Origin of the sequence: Pantoea sp. PNA 03-3, from assembly GCF_003201175.1 — a bacterium.
Lineage (GTDB): Bacteria > Pseudomonadota > Gammaproteobacteria > Enterobacterales > Enterobacteriaceae > Pantoea > Pantoea stewartii.
This window is the reverse complement of the sequence record NZ_QICO01000001.1, coordinates 1,321,430-1,337,794: the sequence shown is the minus strand read 5'-3', so window position 1 is coordinate 1,337,794 and position 16,365 is coordinate 1,321,430. Positions and strand designations below refer to the sequence as shown.

19 protein-coding genes and 1 pseudogene are annotated in these 16,365 nt (G+C 47.3%); 14 read left to right on the top strand and 6 right to left on the bottom strand.

The features are described 5' to 3' along the window. Positions 1-49: 49 nt before the first annotated feature. The 9 genes from C7433_RS06290 (at position 50) to C7433_RS06250 (ending at position 7,304) form a co-directional block, all read left to right on the top strand. Positions 50-790, top strand: a complete 741-nt coding sequence (locus C7433_RS06290; RefSeq protein WP_033738770.1) for a fimbria/pilus periplasmic chaperone — start codon at positions 50-52, stop codon at positions 788-790. A gap of 5 nt (positions 791-795) precedes the next feature. Further along, positions 796-1,416, top strand: a complete 621-nt coding sequence (locus C7433_RS06285; RefSeq protein ID WP_233255753.1) for a fimbrial protein — start codon at positions 796-798, stop codon at positions 1,414-1,416. Next, a complete protein-coding gene (locus tag C7433_RS06280; RefSeq protein WP_050504786.1) occupies positions 1,409-1,978 on the top strand; it encodes a fimbrial protein in 570 nt (189 codons plus the stop codon). The genes C7433_RS06285 and C7433_RS06280 overlap by 8 nt, the downstream gene beginning before the upstream one ends. Next, positions 1,975-2,604 carry a hypothetical protein gene (locus C7433_RS06275; protein ID WP_226376971.1) on the top strand — a complete coding sequence of 210 codons (630 nt, stop codon included), beginning with the start codon at positions 1,975-1,977 and terminating at the stop codon, positions 2,602-2,604. The genes C7433_RS06280 and C7433_RS06275 overlap by 4 nt, the downstream gene beginning before the upstream one ends. 13 nt (positions 2,605-2,617) lie before the next feature. Then, on the top strand, positions 2,618-3,187 hold the full coding sequence (locus C7433_RS06270) for a fimbrial protein (RefSeq protein ID WP_110267790.1): 570 nt from the start codon (positions 2,618-2,620) through the stop codon (positions 3,185-3,187). Then, a complete protein-coding gene (locus tag C7433_RS06265) occupies positions 3,180-4,163 on the top strand; it encodes a hypothetical protein (protein WP_033737423.1) in 984 nt (327 codons plus the stop codon). The genes C7433_RS06270 and C7433_RS06265 overlap by 8 nt, the downstream gene beginning before the upstream one ends. A gap of 48 nt (positions 4,164-4,211) precedes the next feature. After that, positions 4,212-5,924 carry a PglL family O-oligosaccharyltransferase gene (locus tag C7433_RS06260; protein WP_110267789.1) on the top strand — a complete coding sequence of 571 codons (1,713 nt, stop codon included), beginning with the start codon at positions 4,212-4,214 and terminating at the stop codon, positions 5,922-5,924. 45 nt (positions 5,925-5,969) lie between these two features. Then, positions 5,970-6,626 (top strand): EAL domain-containing protein, encoded by a 657-nt coding sequence (locus tag C7433_RS06255; RefSeq protein ID WP_110267788.1) that lies wholly within the window; start codon positions 5,970-5,972, stop codon positions 6,624-6,626. A 345-nt stretch (positions 6,627-6,971) separates the two neighbouring features. Continuing rightward, complete coding sequence (locus C7433_RS06250; protein WP_110267787.1) at positions 6,972-7,304, top strand: DUF6694 family lipoprotein; 333 nt, start codon at positions 6,972-6,974, stop codon at positions 7,302-7,304. A gap of 225 nt (positions 7,305-7,529) precedes the next feature. Here the strand turns inward: C7433_RS06250 and C7433_RS06245 are convergent. From C7433_RS06245 to C7433_RS06235, 3 genes and pseudogenes are all read right to left on the bottom strand, one after another. Next, a pseudogene (locus tag C7433_RS06245) lies at positions 7,530-8,066 on the bottom strand (class I SAM-dependent methyltransferase); the annotation flags it as partial. Between the two features lie 281 nt (positions 8,067-8,347). Beyond that, on the bottom strand, positions 8,348-8,794 hold the full coding sequence (locus tag C7433_RS06240; protein WP_033737433.1) for a DUF421 domain-containing protein: 447 nt from the start codon (positions 8,792-8,794) through the stop codon (positions 8,348-8,350). Between the two features lie 9 nt (positions 8,795-8,803). Further along, the gene (locus C7433_RS06235) at positions 8,804-9,298 is read right to left on the bottom strand and encodes a hypothetical protein (RefSeq protein WP_052133234.1); all 495 of its coding nucleotides are present in this window, start codon (positions 9,296-9,298) and stop codon (positions 8,804-8,806) included. Positions 9,299-9,589: 291 nt separating this feature from the next. On the opposite strand from C7433_RS06235, the gene C7433_RS06230 reads away from it, so the two are divergent. Beyond that, positions 9,590-10,885: a glycoside hydrolase family 28 protein gene (locus C7433_RS06230; RefSeq protein WP_233255759.1), complete on the top strand. Its 1,296-nt coding sequence runs from the start codon at positions 9,590-9,592 to the stop codon at positions 10,883-10,885. A gap of 17 nt (positions 10,886-10,902) precedes the next feature. Here C7433_RS06230 and C7433_RS06225 read toward each other — a convergent pair whose 3' ends face one another. Further along, the gene (locus C7433_RS06225; protein WP_233255751.1) at positions 10,903-11,412 is read right to left on the bottom strand and encodes a hypothetical protein; all 510 of its coding nucleotides are present in this window, start codon (positions 11,410-11,412) and stop codon (positions 10,903-10,905) included. 495 nt (positions 11,413-11,907) lie between these two features. Here C7433_RS06225 and C7433_RS06220 point away from each other — a divergent pair, with 495 nt between their 5' ends. Next, positions 11,908-12,633: a YoaK family protein gene (locus C7433_RS06220; protein WP_054688006.1), complete on the top strand. Its 726-nt coding sequence runs from the start codon at positions 11,908-11,910 to the stop codon at positions 12,631-12,633. Here C7433_RS06220 and C7433_RS06215 read toward each other — a convergent pair. After that, on the bottom strand, positions 12,630-13,532 hold the full coding sequence (locus C7433_RS06215; protein WP_110267786.1) for a lipid kinase: 903 nt from the start codon (positions 13,530-13,532) through the stop codon (positions 12,630-12,632). The genes C7433_RS06220 and C7433_RS06215 overlap by 4 nt on opposite strands. Positions 13,533-13,692: 160 nt before the next feature. Here C7433_RS06215 and C7433_RS06210 point away from each other — a divergent pair, with 160 nt between their 5' ends. The 3 genes from C7433_RS06210 to C7433_RS06200 all read left to right on the top strand — a co-directional run bounded on the left by C7433_RS06210 (position 13,693) and on the right by C7433_RS06200 (position 14,863). Next, complete coding sequence (locus tag C7433_RS06210; RefSeq protein WP_033737438.1) at positions 13,693-13,965, top strand: cupin domain-containing protein; 273 nt, start codon at positions 13,693-13,695, stop codon at positions 13,963-13,965. 20 nt (positions 13,966-13,985) lie between these two features. Next, the gene (locus C7433_RS06205; protein ID WP_039342914.1) at positions 13,986-14,405 is read left to right on the top strand and encodes a DUF4186 domain-containing protein; all 420 of its coding nucleotides are present in this window, start codon (positions 13,986-13,988) and stop codon (positions 14,403-14,405) included. A 140-nt stretch (positions 14,406-14,545) separates the two neighbouring features. Further along, complete coding sequence (locus tag C7433_RS06200; RefSeq protein ID WP_033737439.1) at positions 14,546-14,863, top strand: hypothetical protein; 318 nt, start codon at positions 14,546-14,548, stop codon at positions 14,861-14,863. 48 nt (positions 14,864-14,911) lie between these two features. On the opposite strand, the gene C7433_RS06195 is transcribed toward C7433_RS06200, so the two are convergent. After that, positions 14,912-16,105, bottom strand: a complete 1,194-nt coding sequence (locus tag C7433_RS06195; RefSeq protein WP_033737441.1) for an AI-2E family transporter — start codon at positions 16,103-16,105, stop codon at positions 14,912-14,914. Positions 16,106-16,365: the final 260 nt, after the last annotated feature.

The following is a 16,365-nucleotide window of genomic DNA, read 5'->3' as shown; positions in this document are numbered from 1 at the left end:
AAACGCCTTTAAACATTACTTCCTGTGAATTGCTAAATTAGAGGTTTATATGCTTACGAACAACAGAAAGTTTCTATTGCGTTTTATAACGTCAATCATGGTGATGACTATTCCTGCAGCAAATGCTGCTGTAGGACTCGATCGCACGCGTCTGATTATTAACGGCGATAAAAAATCTGAGACATTAACGATTACTAATCACAATAAAGAAGCCCCTTATCTGGCACAGTCATGGGTTGAAGATGATTCGGGCAAAAAACTTGAAAACGAGTTTATTGCGCTCCCCCCTTTGCAACGTATTGAACCCAATTCAAAAGGTCAAATCAAAGTACAGACCATGGCGGGAAGTTCACATCCTCAAGACAGAGAGTCACTTTACTATTTTAATGTCCGGGAAATCCCTCCTAAAAGCAAAAAACCGAATACGCTGCAGATTGCATTGCAAACACGTATAAAAATGTTTTACCGACCAGAGGCACTTAAGTTAGCAAGTGGAGATGTACCTCAGACAGCATTAACATTGCGTCGTGAAGGCGACCGTTACCGTATTATCAATCCAACGGGATACTATATTACGATAGTCAACATGAGTGCTAATAACGCTGCCAGTAACAATGATTTTAAATCGGTAATGATTGCACCGAAAAGTAGCGAAATAGTTGAAATGAGTGCGGCAAAATTAGGAGCCCAACCCGTATTGACTTACATAAACGACTGGGGGGGAAGACCAAAATTAATTTTTAGTTGCTCAGGTAATGCTTGTAAGGTCACCGAGCAGAAAGCAGGTTAAATATTTTGTTCAACGTTCTCCTGAGACATCTAAAAAGTAGACTAGTACCCGGGTGTTATGCTGGTTGTCTTATTCTTTCTTCATTTTTTGTAAGTGCCACATCGAAAGTAGATGATACCTGGCAGGTGGAGGGAGAGCATGGCCAAATTGTTGTGAACGGTTTACTAAGCGAAGGCGCGTGCCGTCTGGATCTTAATTCGGTTTTACAACAAATTGATTTAGGTGTATTAAATGTGGCTGAGCTTGAAAAGCCAGGAAGTGAGACGACACCAGTAAGGTTTAGTATCCGGCTGACTGATTGTTATCGTTCATTTAAAGATCAATCAGAGATGCCTGGGAAAAAAAATCTGTTTTCATATATAGAACCATTAGCCACGATTACATTTTCAGGATTAGCTGATGACGACTTCACTTCGTTGCTGAAAGTACAGGGGGCCAAAGGGATTGCGTTAAAAATAAGCGACAAAGATATGAATATGGTCTCATTAAATCAGCGGGGCGGTAAGTACTTTATCTCTCATAAAACAGAGCGGTTTGTTTTTTTTGTATCGGTCGTTAAAACGAAATCACAAGTTTTATTTGGTGATTTTTGGGCGGTAGCCAATTTCAAGGTCGATTATGAATAACATGTTTATTTATCGTCACTTAAAAATTATTGCAATTATCATTCTTTTTACTGCGGGTTTTTTATTATCTGTAAAGACTTCTGCAAGTGATGAATTTGTTGACATTGATAATATCAATGTTTCAGGAAAACTTGTTATATCGACCTGTGAAGTTATTGATGCTAGTGAAGATCATCTGGTTGATTTTTCAGAGGTGAACGTAAAAGACATTTATTCATACTCGCCTGATTTAGCGAAGGAATTTACTATCACTGCGAAAAATTGCCAGCCGGGGAATGAATTGACCATAGATTTCAGTGGAGTAGAAAGTGAAACACTTCCTGGTTTTCTTCATATATCCGGGCAGGCCGAAGGCATTGCAATAGGTTTAAAGTCCGGAGGTGTTAATGGTTCCCCCGTTTTAATTAACAGTCATTCGCCTGTTCGGGGCTCTGTCAATAATGATGATGTTTTTTTCGTATTGGGTGCTTATATACAAGGTGAACCTCAGGCGGTAAAAAATAAAACTGTAATGCTTGGTGATTTCACAGCAACAGCAAACTTCACTTTGAGGTATGAATGATGTTAAACACCTCTCTAAAGAAAATGAATTCGACTTTGATGATGGCTGCGTTATGTGTCTTTTTTTATGCTTTTGATGCTATTGCTGGTGAAACGTTTAAAACTAATATTTATTTTGATGGCAATATCGTTACCGATCCCGGCATGTGCTATTTTAACGTTGAAGGACTTAATCCCGGACCTGGTGATGCACTAAGCGGTCTTGTCGAAAATGATAACGTCTATAATTATAATTTTGGTGAAGTGGTATTTAGATCATACAATGGCCGCTATATATTAGACAGAAAATATCGTAAAAATTTCAACGTCGAATTTACCTGCACTGGCGAACTGGCACTGGAAAGTTACATGCTGGTTCAGGTGTATCCTGTCTACGGTACCGTCAAGGGACAAAAAAACAGTGTAATGAGTCTACTGTCTCTCCCTCTATTCAAGTATGTAAAATCTTTAGGTTTACAACTTTTGTTTAATGGAAATCCTGTGACCACTCAGCGGCCTCATTGGATGCGTGTAGGAAAAAATACAGGTATGGCGTTTCAGTTAATTCAGTTGGATCCGTATGGTGCTGACTTAGAGGATAATATGTCATTATTTGCCGTCGTCAATGTGATTGTCCAACCTAATTAATGTGTTCAATAATATGAAAAAAAACAGGATATTCTTTTCAATTGCCATATTCATAGTATGCATATCCTCTCATTTTGCGTTAGCCTTTTACGACGGTAGTAATGATGGTTGTCAGAGCGAGGTAACTGATAATGGTGAAGTAACGGGATCTTGTGGTTTTTCCACATTTGTATTAATGCAGACCAGACTCGATACTTCTCCCTGGTGCATCATTAATAACAACGAATCTATGGATGTTGTATTTGATGCGGTAGATCCCAATAAAATCTCATCAGGGAAATATAAAAAATCGTTGCAGTATGAATTTATTTGCTCGGATGCTACGCCGGGCTATAACGTTTTTTTTAAATTAGAAGGTAATAAAGCTGCCGGATTCGATGATGAAAAAACGATTGAAACCAGCATTAATGGCTTAGGAATGCAAATTCTGATGGACGGTGCACCAATGACGATTCATGAGAAAAAAATGGTTAATTTGGCTTCACCGCCTCAACTCGAAGTAATATTAGTTAAACAGTTAACCAAAACACTGGAAGGCGATGACTTTTCCGGTTCTGCCAGCATGACGGTGGTATATGATTAAGCATTACTATTTAAAATACCTTTCAGGAATAATTTTTCTTTTACTCATTGGGCTTCCTGTTACTTCCCTGGCGAATGTTAAAGGCATTCCTTTACCCAAAAGTTGTCCTAAGGGATCAAAACATATGACGGATGGTTTGCTGGGTTTTGGCGACTGCCATCCAACTCAGGAAGGGCTTGAATCCGGATTTTTGATAGGTGAAGGATGGTCTATGCCCACAGGGACTAACCACGTCACTGAATTAGACGGCTACAAAGTTTATCCACAGTATAGTGGAAACTATAATGCAGTGTTGTTTTTTTGTCAGAGCAAAAAGGCAGTAAAATGTACAATTTCAACAGCTAATTTTCAATTGCATACACGGACAACTAACACTCTCAATACAACTAAAACGATATCCAAATCGAAGCCTAACTTTGGTGGGGCTGCCAGTGCATTACAAAATCAGCCATCAGCATCATTTTGTGTTGCGTTGCAAAATATGGATGGCACGGATAATGCTTATTATGTCGATCCCAATGAATCTTATTCATGCAGTGACGGTGTACCACTACCGGTCGAAGCAGCGACCTGTTACATTAACCGGGGCAGAGATATTCATGTTCGTTTCGGGAATGTTACAAGAACAGATCTAACTACCAGCCCAGAAGATCCTGCCGCAATTTATAAAGAGATTAATATCCCTGTTACCTGTACGCGTGACGCGGGTATCTCTTTAAAAATGGAGGTTCTGCATAATTCAATGGTAGGGAAATATCGTACTATCTATACATCCTCCAGCGGCGTCGAAATTGTTCCTTATATTGATGGACACTTTGCGCAGGAGGACGCACAGAGCATAAGTACTGTTTATCAAAATGGTATTCATGAAAAAACCGTGAGGTTTTATCTTTTCCGCAATCCAGACGTAAAGGTCAAGGATATTCGATTAGGTGCTTTTAGTGCCAGTTCTGTGGTTGTTATGTCAGAAGATTGATTTTATAAATTTATTTTTCTTATAAGAACGCACCCTGCGATAAATACTATGAAAGTTTTAACTAATAAAAAGATGATGCCTAAAATACATATGTATATATCAGGTGTTATCATGTGTTGGTTGTGTGGTGGATTCTTATATGTTTTGCCTAATAGCGGCGGTTCAGGACTTTCACTGCCGCAAAATTTATTGACATGGCTTATTATCGCTCTTGTTTTATTGTTTTGTGCTTTTTCTAAACAATTTGAAGGGGTCAAAATATCCTCGCTTTCAGGCGGAGAGAGAGTGATTTTATTGGGCGTGATTTTATGGTGTTTCCCCCTTTTCCTTACCCGAGATCTTGATTGGTTTCAAAATGCTTTGCCACGAGTTGTTGCTCTGATTGTATTAATTTTTCTCTATTTAACCCTTAACCACACGTTATCCTACCGATTAAAATCTCGTTACTTATTTTTGCATGTCATTGTGAATGCGTGTTTACTCCAGGCTGGTTACGTCATTCTACAATTGATTTTTTCGCCGGGTGAAAGGCCTTACGGAAGTTTTCAGCAAGTTAATGTGCTTTCTTCTTTTTTGGCAACAGGTCTGGTATGTCTGTTATTCGTTTTTAACAGGAATAAAACAGAACAGAAAACGATATTACGTTATTATTATGGTTTTAGTATCGCATTACTGGCGGGCATAATCGTCGTGCTTCAATCCCGAGCCGCTTTTATTGGTGTCATTGGCGGTGCAGGTATTGTTCTGTGGAAGGGGTTCACAGAAAAACGTACCAGATCTTATACTGCTCTTATACTGTTGCTGACAGGCACTGGATGCGGGCTTTTCATCCTGTATGTTTTACCCATTTTTTTCCCTGGCCCGCTTCTGCCCGTTATCGTTAAAACCTCATCGAATAGCGCCCGTTTTTATATGATGCGGTTGACAACAGAATTAATCATGCAGTCACCTATTACAGGGCAGGGTTATGGCAGCTTTGAGGCGGTTTTTGGTCAACTGGCCTCGACTGTCTGGCCCGGTCTTGAAGCCGCTACGGTAACGCATCCTCACAACGAATTACTTTTTGCCTGGGTAGAAGGTGGAGTCATCGCTCTGTGTGGGGGAGTGCTAATCGTTGCTGGTGTCATCAGGCAACTATGGGAACGAGGGGCACTAAAGTGGTATGGTGTGGCGTTTTTATTGCCTGTAGCAGTACATATGAATCTGGAATATCCTCTTTATCAGTCGGCAGCTTATGCTCTGGTAATAGTGCTATTACTGCTCGCTGCTGGCGTGGCTGCATCACCTGTTAAAGAAGAAATAATGAAGAATGGAGTGCAAATAAAACCGAGATTTTTACGGGCAAGAATTTTTTGGGGATCATTGTCCCTTTTTATGATTTATTTTTCGTTCACCGGTTTGATAACGCAGCAAAAGTTGACACAAATTGAAAAAAATGGCCTGCAGGCATTTGTGGTAGAGCCCGAAAAAACGATGTCGGCCTTTCCAAATCGCTATAGCCAGCGAGCACGCGTTGATTTTGATTATCATGTGGCTCTGCTTTTAAGATTTAATAAAGATCGCGATCTCACACTGCTGTATGCTTTTCAAAAATGGGCAGACGATTTCTTAAAAACTCATAATGATCCAAATATTTATAACAGCATGATTAGAATAGCGCTTCTTCAGCAGCCTTCGCAGTACCGTTATCTCTGTAATGAGGCTCATGGACGCTGGCCGAAAGATAAAAGATTTATTTGTGATCATTCGGATGGGAAATGAAAAAATCTCTTTCATAATTAATTTATCAAAAACTATGGGCCTTAAATGCTTAGTGATGTTGAGGGAATCAGATTCCAACCTCTTGTTGCTCTCAAAACTGGAGAGATTATTGCTTGTGAAGTATTGTCAAGCATCAAAAACAGTAACCCTGAAAAATGGTTCTCACAACTGTCTTCTGGTAAGGTTTTTTCTTTATTTCTATGGCAGATGGAATATTTAGCAAAATTTCCTGGTGAGTACTGGCTTAATTTACCCGTGAGGATATTTTGTAATACCCATAAGATTAAGCAACTTGTAAACATAAATCATGATAATCGTATTATTTTGGAGGTTCAGGATCCCGAAAACCTGCCCCACCTTTCCTGGGATGAGCTTACCGCTTTTAAAAAAGGCGTTGATGTTCTCAGACAGGCAGGATGGCGTATCTGGTTGGATGATGTCACTTCTACGCTTATCCCTTTAATCAGCAGGATGCCTTTACAAGTAAATGGGATAAAAATTGACCGAAATGAAATTAAAGATTCAGGCAGAATCGTTGCCCTCATCTCAAAAGCTTCTGTAATTTACCCACAGATTCTGGTTGAAGGTATTGAAACGCCGCAAGAAAGACAACGTATTCTGCTTACACATGCGCAGTACGGGCAAGGTTTCCTGTGGCCGGAAAGAAAGGTATTACTCAATGCGCCCAAAAAAATGTATTAATTCAAAATCAGAAAATGTGCCGATGACTTCGTTAACTGTTTTCATTCATGTATTGCAATGTCTGGCATACTTCGGACAGGTCTTAAGCTGTCTTCAGACATGTTTAATACTCAGTAAACTTGCATGAACAGTTTTGACTGGCAGCCGGTGGACCTGGCATCTCCCCCTTTTATCCATCGACGAATCTACACGTTACCCTCTTTTGTCGTTTATCTGAAAACTCAACGTAACAAACGTGTAGCGGCGTTTAGGTAGTAATCAGTCAGTAAGTGTTAATAAAAAAAGCTTTATTAAACTGCTACAAAAACTTACGATTGATAAGAATTTTTTTAGGATAAAACCCATATGAAAAAAGCAATCGCAGTCGTTTTGTTAGCATTCGTCCTCACTGGATGTGGAGAGCCTAAGATCGATGGTTCTTCCGAAGAGGCTTTTCAGACATCGCTTCAAAAAGTTCGGGAGTCATTTGCAGAGGATAAGCGCGCCGCGTTTAACGATGCTATTCAGGTTGTCGCCTTCAGCCAGGTCAGCATGAAAGAGCTGATGCAGGCGGGGAGCGGTGATGAAGGTGGACGCGCGCTGATTGATAAAAAGATCAAAGGCGCACTGGCCGGTAAGACCGGCGAAGAAGTTATTGAGTACGCAGATAAGATTAAAAAAGAGCGCGCAGCCAACTAATCTCAGCGTGTTTGTTTCTCAGCCCGGCTTATTTACGGTCTGATTAACCTGTTACTACACTATGAGGCATGCTTTGTATGCCTCTTTTTTTACGCCATCTTTAAAGGTATTTTAAGGCCGACGGTCTACAGGCGTTTTGTTGGCATTGAACTGTCAACCGCGTCGGGCAAAAAGCGGTAAGTATTCGGGTAAGGGCAATCCGCACCAATACGATGACGGGCTGTACTAACTGGAAGCCTTGTGGCACACAAGCGTTGCATGATCCCACCACGAATTCTGATTAACTGAAAAATAACGGATGTTAAAATCGGCTGCTGTGATTTCTGCGGTCAGGTCGTCTAGCGGTTTCAGCGTGCGCCAGGGAATGCCGTCTTTCAGTAACAGGTGCTGTCCAGGGTCATAACGCAGAGATTCGCTTATTTGTTTAGGCGAACCACACATGCTGCTGATAATTAACGCGCCGTCACAGGCCAGTACACGGCGCACGGCTTTAAGGCAATGTGTACGTTGTGTTCCCACCAGACAATGAAAGCAGCTGCCGTCAACGATGACATCGAACTGAGCATCGTTATAGAGAGAAAGGTCGCATACGTTGCCTTGGTTAAAATGACCGACCAGACCTGCTTCCCTGAAGCGTTCCCGGGCCCAGCAAATCGCCACGTCTGAGATATCGACCCCGTAAACGACGAATGATTGTCGGGCAAAATAATGTGATGCCATGGCACCATTGCCACATCCGAGCTCAAGAACAGTCCCTTTGTCAGGAAGCCATGCTGTTTATTCAAGCTCATAAAGCACCTCGCTGAGCCGCTGACGGGCTCGCGAAAAGCCGCTTCCTGTCCAGGCTTCATAGCCCTCATTTTTGAGGCACCGATAGATATCGTCATAGCTTTCCACGACCGCCCATCTCCTCCTGCCGTCACTGAATCCTCTTCTGACGCATTTTCTACAGGCTATGCGTGCCCCGTATCTGACTTTTCGGTCGTTGTGTCGTTTCTCACATGATGAAATGCCGCCATGGCCAGGTGCGGATTAAACGGGTTTCATTTCTCAGCAGGAATAATCGAAATCTGCCCGTTACTTTCCAGAATGGCATAGCGAATTTCATCGAGTTCGCACAGCCCATGATTTTGTCGCGCGACCAGCAAAATATCATCCTCGCTGACGTTCACTTTTTTCATCTTATCGGGAAAAGGCTGGCCGTTTTCAACCAGAATGGCCGGGCTGCCATCAATCAGTTGTTCAAACCCTTTGTGTTTCCTCTTGATGTAACCAAACAGCATATCCATCACTATCAGTGTGATAATGGTGATCATTGCGCCGGTGACGGAGAAATCGCTTCCCAGCAACGCCTGTTGGGTTGCCTCACTGATGATGAGAAGCAGGATCAGATCAAAACTGGTCATCTGAAGCAGGGCTCTTCGCCCGGCAATTTTGAACACAAGGAGGAGGATCAGGTATATCGCAGCGGCTCTGAGGACCATTTCCATAAAGGTTACCTACGGATAAATAAACTGGCTGAAATGGATTTCGGGTTCATTGTTGACCTGCAGGGTATTACTAAAAGCGCCCGGCTTCCTTGGGGTAAGGGCCAGCCAGACTGAGAAGGTCGGCTGTTTGTCGGCGTGGTTATAGACCAGGTAGACATAACCCTTTTCGCTGTACATCCGGTCAGGCTGAGGTTTAATGCTGCCAATCTGAAATTCGTCCAGAAACGTTTTTCCAAAACTAAGAATATAGTCCGGTGCGTTGAGCTCTTTGATCGAGACTTTGATTTCGTTTTCGCTGGTCAGGCGGCCAAACCGATCGTAATCGAGACGTAAGGTGTGCGTTTTATTCTGCAGGTGCTGCTCGCTAAACAGGCCGTTGGAAAATAATCCCAGCACTGCCGCCACAACAACACTTGTCAGTAAAATAAACCCTGCACGACTAAACTGATATTCAAAATTAAGGTTTTTTATATTTTCCTTAATACGGGGTTTTCTGAGCATCATGCATCAATACCTCAGCGTTTAATGGCCGCCCGGCCTCGCGAAGGCTGCCAAAAATCAGTCGGTTATATGACAAGAAGCGTAGCACTGGCCCTGGTGCTGTCAAACCCATCCCTTGGGCGAATAAAGGTCAAAATCCTCTGTATCCAGGCTGTGGACGGCGGCATTTCAAAGGGGAAAACGAAGCCATCCCGCTTTTATTTCGCTGACCCCTGCGCATCAATTTAACATTTTGACCACTTCCGGCGACGGGCTCATTTTTCTGCTTTACCTGTCAGGAAGGACTTGCGTATTGTGAAGGCCTGTCCCTCTGTCGCCCCTTTCACTATGACTGACCCGATTGTGACGATGTATCGCTCTCCCTTTGTTCTGTTAGCCATGATTGTTGGCCTGGCGATCAGTATTACTGCTCAGGCACAAATGGGCGATCGACGAACGGTAACACAACCGGTTTATCCGCCGGTCTGCCAGCGTATCCCGGCCATGGATCAATACACTGTCAGTCAGACTATTCAACAGGCGCTGGATAGCTGCCCGCCCGGCAAAATGGTGCTGTTAGTACCCTCAACCCGTGCGAAGGTATTTTATAGCGGGCCACTGTCTTTGCCTTCGGGTGTCAGTCTGGGCATTGATAAGGGAGCGGTGTTGCGCGCGCTTCCGGATCCACGATTGTATGATAACGGGCGCGGAAGCTGTGGCACGCTGGATTCGCAGGGCAACGGTTGCAGGGCGTTTATTACTCTCAGTCATGTCCGCGGTAGCGGAATATACGGGCAGGGCATGATCGACGGGCAGGGCGGAGCCTCTGTCACCGGTAAGACGCAAACCTGGTGGCAACTGGCGGCCAGCGCCAAAAGTGATGACGCAAAGCAAAATGCGCCGCGGCTGATCCAGGTTGATCACGCCCGGGATATCACGCTGTATCAGATCACCCTGAAGAATGCGCCAAACTTTCACGTGGCTGTCAGTGACAGTGAGGGCATTACGCTATGGGGCATCACCATCGACACGCCCGCGACGGCACGAAACACCGACGGTGTGGATCCCATGGGGTCCAGCGATGTTACGTTAATCAACAGTCGGATCAGTACCGGTGATGACAATGTGGCGATTAAAGCCGGAAACGCACCGGCCTCGCATATTTCCATCGTGAATAACCAGTTTGGCTCTGGTCATGGTATGTCGATTGGCAGTGAAATAAACCGAGGCGTCAGCGATGTGCTGGTGAACGGGCTGACGTTAACCGGCACGACCAATGGCCTGCGCATCAAAAGCGACCGCTCGCGCGGTGGGCAGGTGCGGGCGGTTCGCTACCAAAACATTTGTATGCAAGATGTGGACAATCCCGTGGTCATTGATACGCATTATGATCCGCACGCCAGCGGCACGATGATCCCCGATTACCGGGATATCACCTTCGACAACGTCAGGACAGGCAACGGAAAAATTACGCTGGACGGGTACAGCGAGACGTTTCCGCTTGAGATGACGATAAAGAATGTCTCTATCGCTGAGCAGGCCACGGTAGTACAACGCTTTGCCATTATTCATGGTCAATTCACGCGGGCGCCCCAGACTGCGTGCCGTTAAACAGGTCGAGGGTTGCGCTATTCCCTGAGCGCTTTTTTCTCTGCCGCAGTGCCAGCATCGCTGCTATCCGGCTCACCGTACAACTGGTTTGCCGTATCATTCGGCCAGGACTCAATGGCACCGCAGGAATAGGTGTAACTGCCTAACGCCAGTGTATAGCGCAGCACGTTCTTATCGTCTTTTGCTGCGCCCCAGATCACCTCCAGCACAGCGTTATGCGTTTCGATAAAGTGCTTCGACAACTGATCGAATTTCACGGGCACGAAGCGGGAATAGCTATTGTCTGCAGTAAGCGGGCTGCTGGACATGAACAGATCGGTTTCGCCACTTTCCCGGTTTTTCAGGCCCATAAGCATGATGTTATCGGTCGTTTTCAGCAGTTGCAGTGTGATGTCCTGTCCACAGCGCTGGTGTGCGCTGGCCTGCAAATTTCCCAGCAGCGGTGCGCGTAACGGCTGAGCGAGCACATTGCCAGCCAGCCATCCTGTCGCTGTTAACTTCAGTACTGCTTTAAAAATCGGTTTCATACTCTTAATAAATGAGTCGGTGGAGGGAGCGCAAAGCATGAAGCGTTGCGCCACATGGTACCTTGATCTGCCACAGAGTAGGGTGCAACAGGCTGAAAAGTGAGGCGCTTACTGTTTTAGCGAGGGGTTTTATCGCGGCGTTCGGATCTGACGAGATAACATATGCCCTCCTGACGATGTGCCCTGATGCTGTTGCTATGAACAGCGTGAAGCGGGTCAGCAGAGGCCAACACAACAGAAGCGAACACAGCCTGATAAGGTGCGGCATTGTTGTCGAAACAGTCTCTCTATGGCGGTAAGTAGCAGAACAGAGGAAGACAGGCCACGCCAGCCGAAAAGGCCATCCGGCTTCGCGCCGAATGACACAGTAATAGCTTCTACCCTCGCGTGAAACACAGTCAGGCAGACGGAGGTCTACGTCGCTGAATTAGCGCTTGTTTCCTTAACGAACTCAGCGAATGATAGAGCCAATCGCATCGTATCTGAGTGAACATTATGTTGATCAGCACGGAAACCGAACGGACGCATATCGCGGACAGCCGTCTTGCCTGCACGCTTGCCGCTGTCGCCGGCGCGTTAAACACGGCTGCCTTTGAGATAGTCGGTTTCTTCTCGGCCAATATGACAGGCAACGTATCCTCACTGTCGGATTATCTGGCCAAAGCCAATGTGCATCAGGGCATCTTTTTCCTGCTGATTGTCTGCATGTTTATTTTTGGCGCGATGGTATCGACGCTGATTATTAATGCCGGACGCCGACGGCAGATTCGCACAATCTACGCTGTGAATATTCTGCTGGAAGGTGCGGCGCTGGTGGCGCTGGGCATAACCGAAGCCCATTACACGCTGGCGTCGTCCGGCGCGCTGTTGATTCTGAGCCTGAGTTTTTTGATGGGCCTGCAAAATGCGGTGGTGACCCGCATCTCCAATGCGCGCGTCAGAACGACCCATGTCTCCGGGACCTCCACCGACATTGGAATCGAGCTGGCGATGCTGTTTGATGTGCTTCGGCGTAAGGCGTCGCCAAAAGACGCGCCGCTGTATGTTGAGCGCCTGCGGCTGCATACTTACACGATCCTCTCTTTCCTGGCGGGCGGGATCGCCGGCATCGGGCTCTGGCATTTACTCAATTACTACTTCCTGGTGCTGATTGGGCTGGGGCTGGTCATCCTGGCGCTGAGCGCTATGCGCAAGCGCCCCGCACTACCTGTAAGCTCTTAAGGCTTTTCCCTGCCGGAGGGGGCGGGAGCCAGCACCCTCAACGCATCATTAAGCAGGCGGAAATGGGCTGGCGTTTGCCCGATGATCTCACCATCTGCATTAATAAAGTGTGGCCGACGCGTTTGCAGTGTCAGAGCGGTAGTGCTGAACGTGCGGACATTGCGCCAGCGGCCATGAGTGCCGCGTCGCAGCGAAGGAAACAGCAACAGCAGTTGCCAGCTGCGTTTGATTTCGAGGCTGTAGACGTCCAGCAAGCCATCGTCAGGCGCGGCGCTTTGCTGTACGGTCATTCCGCCGCCATAAAAGCGCCCATTGCCAACCGACACCTGCACGGTTTTAATGGCGGTTGCCTTGCCGCCATGAATCAGCGTGGCGCGGAAAGGCCGACTTTGCCGCAGAATGCGCAACGCGGCAAAGGCATAACCCAGCACGCCCCAGCGCTTTTTCGCCTGTGCCGTAAGATTACGAGCCAGCTCAGCCGAGAAACCAATACTGGAGACGTTGAGAAACAGGTGACCATTGACCTCACCGAGATCCACAGAGCGCGTATGGCCCTGGCAAATGACACTGACCGCCTGTTCCAGTTGAGTGGGAATCCCCAGCGTTCGCGCAAAATCATTGGCGGTGCCCAGCGGAAGAATCCCCAGCGGCAGCCCGGTGCGCATCAGTCCCGGCGCTGCCGCATTGAGCGTGCCGTCGCCGCCGCCCACAATCACCCAATCGATTTGGCCGGCGTAAGCAGAAATAAGATCGGGGTAACTACGTCGATCGCCCGGGGCGGGCAGGATCAGATCAATGCCCGCCTGCTGCAGCAGTTGTGTGGCGCGGGCGGCATCAATGCGGCCCTTGCGTGAACGTTGATTGATCAATAACAGCGCAGTCTTTACCCTGTGCGGCATGCTTAATCCGTGTAAGAGATGACGTGTTAACGAGACGATTAGCAGAAAGTACACATGCGGGATTCTCTGTTACAACCTTGCTTGCGCTACTTTACGTAACGGCAGAAAAGCATGCGAGTGACTACACTGCCAGTAAACCCAATGACAGACGAGGATGCCGATGACAGAACATCAATTCAGAACGCTGCTGGCTGAGAAAGGCTTTGCAGAACCGGTCATTGTTGAACGTGAAGCCCACAGTGAACTGGACCAGCACGATCATCCTTTTGAGGCGATGGCGCTGATTCTTGAAGGGGATATCACCCTGTTTACCGAAGACGGTGTCCGTACCTACCAGGTAGGCGACATTTTTCATTTGCAGGCCGGGCAACCGCACCGCGAGACGTTTGGCGCGCAGGGAGTACGTTATCTGGCAGGAAGAAAGTTGTCGTGATCGTTGAGACAGAAAAAACAATGTTTGAGGACCTGTTTGCGCGCCTGTCGCGCTCGCCTTTTCGCCAGCGTTTTCGTCTGGGTCGTAAAGAATACGATTACTGTCTTGCGAAAGGGCAGGCTGGGGTGCAACAGCACGCCGCCGGGTTTATCCACCAGCGTCTGTCCGCCGCCCATCCGGTGAATGACGGCAAGCAAACGCCGATGCGCGGTCATCCGGTCTTTATTGCTCAGCATGCGACGGCGACCTGCTGTCGCGGATGCCTGGCAAAGTGGCACGGTATTGCGCAACATCAGACGCTGACTGATAATCAGCAGGCTTATGTGGTAGCCGTGATCATGGACTGGATTCACCAGGCTATGCAGCAACCCCCTCCTCCACGTCGCGTGCGCAAACCTGCGGCACCGGACCCGTCGCCTCAGCAACTCGATTTGTTATAGGCAACGATTATACCTCTGGTGTCCTTTTAACCAGTCAGGTTCGCTATATTTCATTTCAGGTCTATTCTTAAATCGTTCTTTGGTCTCCTGTGCCAGGATAATTACGCAAGACGACAAATTTCACACAAGAGGGAATTACGATGAAGAAAGCAATTATTGCACTGTCTGCTGTTTTACTGGCCTCGCCAGTTTTCGCTGCTACCACAACGGATGAAACTGTCGCTGAAGCGCATAAAGGCGCAGATACCGCTAAAGAAAAACTGCATCAGACGCAGCACAAAGGCCAGGAGCTGAAGCTGAAGTCTGAGCATGCGGCGGAAGGTAAGAGCAACGCCACCTCAAGCAAAATCTCTGAAGGTGCGCAGAAAGGCTGGCACAAAACCAAAGAAGGCACCGAGAAAGGCTGGGATAAAACCAAGCAGGGTGCCGAAGACCTGAAAAACAAAGCGACCAACTAAGCCGCTTTTGTGTAGAAAAAACCCACCGCTGGTGGGTTTTTTTATTCTCTATTTCTGTTCGGGGTCGGCCGGAACGGTCTTAGCCTGTAAGGCTTCGGCCTTTGCCGCCTCTGCTTCTGCGGCATCCTGCTGCGCCGTATCAGACTGTTTTTTCCCCTCTTCGATAAACTCTTCATCGATTTCCTCGATGTTTTCGCGGTTATCGCGTCCGGACAGTAAATTCCAGCAGGCAATGAACAGGGCAGCAATCACCGGGCCGATGACGAAACCGTTGATGCCGTAGATTTCCATTCCGCCCAGGGTGGCGATCAGGATCAGGTAATCAGGCATTTTGGTGTCTTTGCCGACCAGCAGTGGGCGCAGGATGTTATCCACCAGCCCGACGATGACTACAAAGAAGCCCACAAGAAACAGCCCCTTCCACAACGCCCCGGTTGCGAAGAAGAAAATCGCAGCGGGCACCCAGATAATAGCGGAGCCGACGGCAGGAATAAGCGACAGGAAACCCATCAAGGCCCCCCAGAGCAGGCTGCCATCAATATCGGTAATCCAGAAGGCGAGCCCACCTAAAATCCCCTGTACCACACCGACCACGACCGTGCCTTTTACCGTCGCGCGCGACACGGCGGCAAACTTCTTAAACAGATGGTGTTTTACATAGGTAGACAGCGGCAGCGCTTCCAGAATCAGATGGACCAGGTACGATCCATCTTTCAACAGGAAGAACAGCAGATAGAGCATGATGCCGAAGCCGACGGTGAAGCTGAATGTCCCCTTACCGATGATAAAGGCGCTACCGGCCAGGTACTGGCCGCCTTTGAGGGCAAAGGCCGACAGCTTTTGCTGAATCTGCGTAGCATTGTCCAGGTTGTTTTCTGCAAGGTAATGTTTGGCCCAGCCTGGCAGATGTTGCAGCAGATCGGCGAAAACGACCGGGAACTGGGCCGAGTTGGTTTGCAGCTTGTGGTAAACCGTATTTACTTCGACCACCAGCGATGACGCAATAATCGCTAAAGGCGTAAAGACGATCAGACAGATGCACAACAGCGTCAGCAGGGCGGCAAGCCCGTTACGATCGCCCAGCTTGCCTCGCAAATACGTTTTCAGCGGATGGAAGATCACGGCCAGCACGGCAGCCCAGAGAATCGGCGAGAAGTAAGGCGCTAATACCTCGAAAAAAGCCACCGTCGCGATGGCCAGTATCAGCAGGAAAAACCCGATAGTAAGTCCTTTAAAGCGCATAGGATAACCTCATGTAAACATCCCTTGATAAGCACGTATGCCGATGCGGGCATTGGCCACCCGAAAGTGTATGAATGTGGCATCGGGAATCAACGATCAATTCTGTTTTTATTTTCTCCTCACGCTGCGTTCGCCAGCGCATTCTTCAGTCGCAGACAACCGACGAGAGACAGGCCATGTCGCGCCCCCGGCCGCGGCCGCGAACGATGCCTACCTTAGCGTAGCGGGTTCGGGCGGTTTTGCTGGCGCAGCGCGACAGA